Genomic DNA, 5395 nt, shown 5'->3' on the forward strand with positions numbered 1-5395 from the left:
GTTGAGCGGGAATTGCCCGGGGGCGAATAGGCCGGGTTGTTCGGTGCCGGATGGTATGAATGAGGCTAGTGTTGATGATGGGGACGTTGCGCTTCCTTCTTCTGAAAATCAGGGAAAATATCTATACCGTGGTGATCTTCGTAGGCCGGATGAAGTCTTTGCTAAAGGATTCGTTAGTAGAGGGAAAAGCACCAACTTAAAGCTTCATGTTTGGGATAATAAAAATCCACCAAGCAATTTTGTTAGCACATCAACTGACCCAGAAATTGGCATCGATTTCGGTACAGACTACAGAACAAAAAAAGGATTTTTATACACATTGAAAAAAATCGAAGGCCGCGACGTCAATAAAGAGCTTGACCCGTATGATGTTCCCTATGCCTATGAAGATGAAATTGCAATCCCTGACAGAATCAAAAGCGAAGATATTTTAGGCGCAACCCCTTTAAATGAAGATGGCAGTTACGTGGGATATTCCATCTCAAACCCAAAGAGGAAGTAATAATGAAAACCAAAAAAGTATCTATTTTAATCGCTGACAAAATGGAAGTCGCAACAATCGAATATGACGAGCGGAAGCCGGCCATGACAGTAACATTAGAGAATGGTTGGACAACCCAGACAACTGGATCTGACATATATGAGTGCCTTGGCAAAATCATCAAAGAGCTTCCGAACATTAAATTTCTATGTAAAGGCGCAAAACTAAATGTTCGACCATCGAGCATGTCATCGCAAATGGGATCGGGAATAATGGCTTACGAACATAAACTGGGGATCAAAGCATCTAGAAATGATCTCGTTAATATATTTGACTACGACGACGAAGAAATCATCAATGACCCTCAAATGCAGACCGATTTCTTTTTTCGTTGGTTAGAATCCCTAAAAAAATAAAGCCATATACCTTGCACTCACAAAAAAGCCCAGTGAAAAACTGGGCATAATTATCCACAAACTACTAAATTATTCTTCCCTCTCTGCATTTACATTCTCCGAATTACCTGCCTTTCTCGCCTCAGATTCTCTCCCTATAGATTCCCCTCTTGTATTCTTTCCAGCTCCACCCTCCGAACTAGTACTACCCCCATCCGCATCCCCCCCATTCCCAGTCTCAATCGACCCCGGTGGCAACGCATTTTCGGGGCCGGCACCTGCGTTCATTTCCGTAGACGGCGGCATTCCGCCCTTGTCGACGGGCGCGTCGTTGCCGGCATACACCGACACAGAACCCAGCGACAACAACCCGACTACCGTCAGCGCAGTCAATGTCGACCTGTTCATGACGAATCTCCTCAGAAAGTGCTTACCTGATTTCTGGCAGCAGCCACTTTTCAAGGGTGCCGCTCAATCGACGAGCGGCTATGTGATGTAGGAGCATTAACTGGGTTCGCCCGAATTATCCTTGCCGGCAATGTCCGGGTCTTTGGGGATGGCCTCAACATCCGTGCGCTTCACATCTTCGTTGGGAACTTGCTCGATCCCGGCATCCTCGTCGGGTGGGCGCTGGTCACGACTCAGGGGATCGGTCGGTGAAGGCAGCGGATACTCCGGGGTGTCGTCGATGTCGGAATCTTTCGGGTCAGGGATCATGGTGCACCTCGCAAAGAGCCTGAAATGCAGGCTCTGAACGTTTGAGATATCCACAAGGCCCCGGGTTCTATCTGCAAGACAACCGGTCACCGCCGCAGTGGCGCGCAATCAATCCTCTTCCCCGTCTTCATCCTCATCTTCAAACTCGAGGTTTCCGACGTCGCCGGCGTCATCGGAGTCGTTCAGCGGTACGGTCGCATCGTCCATCAGGGAACCAGGGTCTTCGTTGCCGGGGTCGTTGATAAAGGGCAAACCGCTCGGGCCTTTCTCTTCATTGCCTTCGGTTTCGGGAGTCATGGCGAACCTCAATTGTGCAGGGGTGTATGAAGTTCGAGGCGACTGACTGCCAAAACGTTCCTGAGGTATAGCCAGAAATGAAAAACCCGGCGCTTGGCCGGGTTCTTACATTGATAGCCGCTGTATCAATGATTTTTGTGTTTGTTCTTGTGCTTGTTCTTGTGTTTATGTCCGCCGCCAGAATGGGAGCTGTCGTTGCCATCCCCCAGATTGTTACCAACGGCGCCTCCAGCTGCACCGCCCAGGCCTGCGCCGATGGTAGAACCCGTCCTGCCGCCAATGCTGTTGCCGATTACCGAGCCACCTGCCGAACCAAGACCACCACCAATCGCTGCTTCCGTCCGGCTACCTTTTTCCGCGCCAACCGCACTACCGGCCGCGCCGCCCACACCGGCACCAATCGCGGCCCCGGTGCTGCCACCCATCTGACCACCGACTACGTTGCCCAGTGCACCGCCAAGTCCACCACCTACCGCTGCCGTACCGTCACCGGCCGCCAACGCCGCTTGAGAGAGAAACAATCCAAAAACAATCGCGGGCAACTTCATACGTAGAGCACTCAGGCTTACAACTGCATCGCCTTTGGTTTTCGGGTTCATGGCACGCCTCATTCTTCGGGGGTATGCAAGATTGGAGGGATTACACCGAGAAACGTTCAATAACCAAAAAGCCCGGCATTAGGCCGGGCTCTTTCGAAGCATCATTTGTGATCAGTGACGCTTGTGACCCTTGGCCAGGTTGCTGCCTACGCCGCCGCCCAGAGCGCCACCCAGGCCTGCACCGATGGTCGAACCGGTCTTGCCGCCCAAGCTGTTGCCGATCACCGAACCACCGGCAGCACCCACGCCACCGCCGATGGCAGCGCTGGTACGGTGGCCTTTTTTAGCCGCAACCGCACTGCCCGCTGCGCCTGCAACACCAGCACCAATGGCTGCACCAGTGCTGCCGCCCATGCTCTGGCCTACGACGTTACCCAGCGCACCGCCCAAACCGCCCCCGATGGCGGCAGTGCCGTCACCAGCCATTGCACCTTGAGCAACCAGAAGACCCAGAACCAGAGCAGGCAGTGTGAAACGCATGACAAAAACCTCAAAAATAGGGGTGTAAACGAAAGGGGCGAGATTGAATGCTTTAGAGGAGAAAATGTCCAGACATGCGCGCGCTCAACCTCGTTATTAGCGACGGTTGGACAGCATTTTTCGGAAAGGTTTTATGACAGGCAAAAAAAAGCCCGCTGGGGAACGGGCAGGGTGTTGCTTCTAACGGATGAGTTGAGCCTACGTAGGTCCTTGTGAAAACTTTGTGAAAAAAAACCGGGTTAAAAAAACATTCACACAATGTCACCCGCATAAAAAACCCCGCTCGATGACGGGGTCTGCTCAATGTCCATTATTTCCTGGTCGGCGCCGAAACCCTGGGCAGGAATTTGCCCTTCAGCACCCGACAAGCCCGGGTCTTGATCTTGTCTACCTCGGTCTGGTCCTCACCAAAGCTGGCTACATACTGCGTCTGGCCGCACTGTACATAGTTGTTGATCGGATACTCTGCGCCGTCGTCTTCAATATACGGATCAGCCATCTCTTCACCCCTCTGCTCAAAAGCGGGATCGACACCGGCAAGCCCAATTGCCTGAAAAAATATCGATCACCAAGGATTTTGAGACTAGCCGGTCATTACTGGACTTGCCGTTCAGATCGTAGCGCGCCCGACGAGTGGCCAAATGCCAATCACCGAAGCTTGACCGCCGTACCCGTGACAAAAACCACCACCATCCCCCCCTTCCCGGCCGGCATGCTGATTTCATAATCGAGCCCCACCACCGCATCCGCCTGCAGCGCCCGCGCCCGCTCCTTGATCTCTTCAGTGGCCTGGATGCGCGCTTCTTTCAATGCGCGCTCCAGCGTCTGCGAGCGCCCACCAAAGATATCCCGCATCCCGGCAAACATATCGCGAATCACGTTGACGCCCTGCACCGACTCGGCACTGACGATATCGAGGTAAGCAGTGATTTGCCGACCTTCAATGGAATGGGTGGTAGTGGTGATCATTGGGGTTCCTGTTTATTCAAATATTGAAGCGCATGCACGCTGCGCGACATGAATGCTGCGTCGCCAACTCTGATCGGGGAGCGTATGACAGACGTGGAATCAGAGGAGCTTGACCAACACCGCAGTGACCGTCGCCACTGTGCCAATCAGCCCTGTAGCGACCGCAACCGGGTACCAGAAAGTTTCTCGGGTCATCTTGCCAGCCTCAGCGTTCAACTTGCGCTGCTCAGCCATCAGCTTGACGATCTCCACATGAATCTTTTCCAGCTCTGCCTGCTTCATGGTGAGTTCCTGCATCACGTGCGCGTATCCGTCCTGATGAAGGGGCAATCCAGGTTGCGCTGCCCTTTGATTCATCTTGTACCCTAACCAAGGCACAAAACGAATCCCCTGCGGGAATGCCTTTATCAAGAGCTGAATCTATCCAGGCGTCTGAATACACGGATTTCCAACGCACCGTCCTACACGTCGATCCAACGTCCTACATCAAATTCAGAAGCACCTTCGTTTCTACTTTGGAAAATCAACCCCAGAAACAACAAAACCCCTGGTTTCTTTCGAAACCAGGGGTTTTGTTTACATCGAATTTGGCGGTGAAGGAGAGATTCGAACTCTCGATACAGTTTCCTGTATACACACTTTCCAGGCGTGCTCCTTAAGCCACTCGGACACTTCACCGTATCTCTTCAAACATGTTCTGTCTGTCGAGGCGCGCTAATGTAGTCGAAAGCATTTCTGATGGCAAACATTTTTTTCAGAATTTTCATGCGGTTAACGCAGTTGCCCGATTGCGATCGCTCAAAGACATGGCAAACCGGCCAATCTCCGGCTTCGCGCCCGCTTCTATATAGAGGGCAATGCGCGGCAGGTGCGGCGGGCTACGCTTGCCGGGCGGGTAAAGGGTGACTGGTGGGTCAGTCACGGTGCTTTACCTGGCCGGTGGCGGTGAGTAACGTCTGCCCTACTTTACTGAAAGGAATAGCGTCATGAGTGAGTTGATTTCCTACCATCTCGAAGACGGTATCGCGACCCTGACCTTGAGCAATGGCAAGGTCAATGCCATCTCCCCGGACGTGATTGCCGCCTTCAACGCTGCGCTGGATCAGGCGGTGACTGATCGCGCGGTGGTGATCATTACCGGGCAGCCAGGGATTTTGTCCGGTGGCTATGACTTGAAGGTGATGACGTCCGGCCCTAAAGAAGCCGTGGCACTGGTGACGTCCGGCTCGACGCTGGCCCGCCGCCTGTTGTCGCATCCGTTCCCGGTAATCGTGGCCTGCCCTGGGCATGCCGTAGCCAAGGGTGCGTTCCTGTTGTTGTCGGCCGATTATCGCATCGGTGTCGAAGGCCCGTTCAGCATCGGTCTGAACGAAGTTCAGATCGGCATGACCATGCACCATGCCGGCATCGAGATTGCTCGCGATCGCCGGAGCAAAGCGGCACTGCAACGTTCGGGG

At 53.3% G+C, this 5395-nt stretch carries 9 protein-coding genes, 1 tRNA gene and 1 pseudogene; 3 read left to right on the forward strand and 8 right to left on the reverse strand.

From position 1 onward, the window contains the following. Together D8V06_RS11000 and D8V06_RS11005 are read left to right on the forward strand one after the other, a co-directional pair. Positions 1-502, forward strand: a pseudogene (locus D8V06_RS11000) (type IV secretion protein Rhs); the annotation flags it as partial. 2 nt (positions 503-504) lie between these two features. Beyond that, positions 505-897, forward strand: a complete 393-nt coding sequence (locus tag D8V06_RS11005; RefSeq protein WP_056853800.1) for a hypothetical protein — start codon at positions 505-507, stop codon at positions 895-897. Between the two features lie 483 nt (positions 898-1380). Here the strand turns inward: D8V06_RS11005 and D8V06_RS11015 are convergent, their stop codons facing one another. The 8 genes from D8V06_RS11015 to D8V06_RS11050 all read right to left on the reverse strand — a co-directional run bounded on the left by D8V06_RS11015 (position 1381) and on the right by D8V06_RS11050 (position 4616). Then, complete coding sequence (locus tag D8V06_RS11015) at positions 1381-1593, reverse strand: hypothetical protein (protein WP_056853802.1); 213 nt, start codon at positions 1591-1593, stop codon at positions 1381-1383. Positions 1594-1701: 108 nt separating this feature from the next. Next, the gene (locus D8V06_RS11020) at positions 1702-1890 is read right to left on the reverse strand and encodes a hypothetical protein (protein WP_056853803.1); all 189 of its coding nucleotides are present in this window, start codon (positions 1888-1890) and stop codon (positions 1702-1704) included. Positions 1891-2015: 125 nt separating this feature from the next. Further along, on the reverse strand, positions 2016-2489 hold the full coding sequence (locus tag D8V06_RS11025; RefSeq protein ID WP_130930964.1) for a glycine zipper domain-containing protein: 474 nt from the start codon (positions 2487-2489) through the stop codon (positions 2016-2018). 111 nt (positions 2490-2600) lie between these two features. Next, the gene (locus tag D8V06_RS11030; RefSeq protein WP_034150136.1) at positions 2601-2969 is read right to left on the reverse strand and encodes a hypothetical protein; all 369 of its coding nucleotides are present in this window, start codon (positions 2967-2969) and stop codon (positions 2601-2603) included. A 310-nt stretch (positions 2970-3279) separates the two neighbouring features. Next, on the reverse strand, positions 3280-3468 hold the full coding sequence (locus D8V06_RS11035; RefSeq protein WP_056853805.1) for a hypothetical protein: 189 nt from the start codon (positions 3466-3468) through the stop codon (positions 3280-3282). A gap of 149 nt (positions 3469-3617) precedes the next feature. After that, positions 3618-3938, reverse strand: coding sequence for a YbjQ family protein (locus D8V06_RS11040; RefSeq protein WP_056853806.1), 321 nt, complete (start codon positions 3936-3938; stop codon positions 3618-3620). Positions 3939-4037: 99 nt separating this feature from the next. Then, positions 4038-4220, reverse strand: a complete 183-nt coding sequence (locus tag D8V06_RS11045) for a hypothetical protein (RefSeq protein ID WP_130930966.1) — start codon at positions 4218-4220, stop codon at positions 4038-4040. A gap of 306 nt (positions 4221-4526) precedes the next feature. Beyond that, positions 4527-4616: transfer RNA gene (locus tag D8V06_RS11050), tRNA-Ser, on the reverse strand. Positions 4617-4924: 308 nt separating this feature from the next. Between D8V06_RS11050 and D8V06_RS11055 the strand changes: the two genes are divergently transcribed. After that, positions 4925-5395: crotonase/enoyl-CoA hydratase family protein (locus tag D8V06_RS11055; RefSeq protein ID WP_130930965.1), on the forward strand; the 471-nt coding region annotated here is incomplete at its 3' end.

The organism is Pseudomonas sp. Sample_24 (assembly GCF_004307605.1).
In the GTDB taxonomy this organism is placed as follows: Bacteria; Pseudomonadota; Gammaproteobacteria; order Pseudomonadales; family Pseudomonadaceae; genus Aquipseudomonas.